1 pseudogene is annotated in these 1,563 nt (G+C 38.8%); it reads left to right on the plus strand.

From position 1 onward, the window contains the following. A pseudogene (locus H5181_RS20230) lies at nt 1-319 on the plus strand (IS630 family transposase); the annotation flags it as partial. Between the last annotated feature and the right edge of the window lie 1,244 nt (nt 320-1,563).

The raw sequence follows: 1,563 nt of genomic DNA on the forward strand, positions 1-1,563 counted from the left end.
CGAATCAGCATATTTATATGGTGCGGTGTGTCCTGCAACGGGCACGACAGAGGCTATTATTGCCCCGCATGCCAACAGTGAATATATGTGGGAGCATTTAACATTAATTTCAGAGGCTACCGAATTGGGTCGTCATGCTTTGGTCATCATGGATGGTGCAGGTTGGCATCAACAAGATCTGACTGAGGACTCTGATAACCTTAGTATCCTTAAGCTTCCGCCCTATTCGCCAGAACTCAACCCTATAGAACAAGTGTGGCAATGGCTTCGTCAGAATGAACTCGCAAATCGTTGCTTTAGTGGATATGACCAATTAATTAATGTAAATGGTATTAATTCATTGATCTAGTTCATTCCTTAAAGTATCAACTCTGCAGGCCTTTGGATTTTGTGCATATACGTCATCTACAGATTCATTAAGCTACAATAGCAGCCACGCTGAGGTATCGATTTTGTTTTAAGGCTTCCAAAGAAGGATGGCATTACTGCATTTTGCCAGCAGTTATGTCTTCGGTTGATATTCTGTCCTATTTTATACTTTCATGGCTTTCATATTTGCTCAAACCAAATTGGAATTTTGTCTTTCACAACAGGCAACTCACCAATGTCCCACATATAAATTTATTACCACAGCTAAATAGGTCCATTTTGTTCTAGGCCTAATATACGTTATAAAATCAGACCTGATTTATAGCGCCAACATTACGCTCTTGCTGTAACAAGTTAGGCGTAATTGTAGGTTCATCATTGGCTATCTTGTAGTGATGGTTTCTCTACTGATTAGTTGGTTACCTCTTAATGATTGAATTCCCTATGTAAGTAACAATAAATGCGAATATTCTCATTCGATAATACTGCCTAACCTTCACCCATCAATATCGGCATATGCGGTTATTAGATCCTAAGGCGTCTCAGGTCGATAATTGATGTCACGAAGCACCTCTCTAGGTTTCATGTTGGATTAATTACACAAAAGTGTGTCAGTACGCATTATTTTTACCTTGATTATATTACTGGCTAAACATGATTTATCTAACTTTGGGCAGCATAGTGAACAAATGCAAAGCCCATAATCAAAAGCGTTAATATGCTTGCCTATCTGACCATGGATAAAATATGAATCTAATGATCCATAATTGTGGGTAAGTCTGTGGGTAAGGTGTGCTTAATGTGGTGTTAAGTTAAGTATAAAAATTAATTGATAAATTAGTTAAAAAAGGCCTTGCGCAAAAACGTGTGGTGCCTATAATGCGCATCCACTGACACGGCAGACAGCGTAAGCGGTTACCGAGTCAGGTTGAATTAAGTGCTTCAAAACACTGAGTTCAAGGCGAAAAGAAAGTTTGAAAAAACACTTGACGCCAACACTGGGAAGCGTAGAATACGCACCCCAAGCCAACGACCTAGCGTCTTATGGTGATGTCTGAAAAATTGATATCAACGTTCTTTAACAATCTAAACAAGAAATCTGTGTGGACATTCACAGGTGTTGAGTTATTCGAAATTGTCTTCTGTTCTTCGGAATGTTGGCAATCAAAAAATTTAAACTCAATGCAACGATGA

This window comes from Shewanella sp. SG44-2 (assembly GCF_014164215.1).
In the GTDB taxonomy this organism is placed as follows: Bacteria; Pseudomonadota; Gammaproteobacteria; order Enterobacterales; family Shewanellaceae; genus Shewanella; species Shewanella frigidimarina.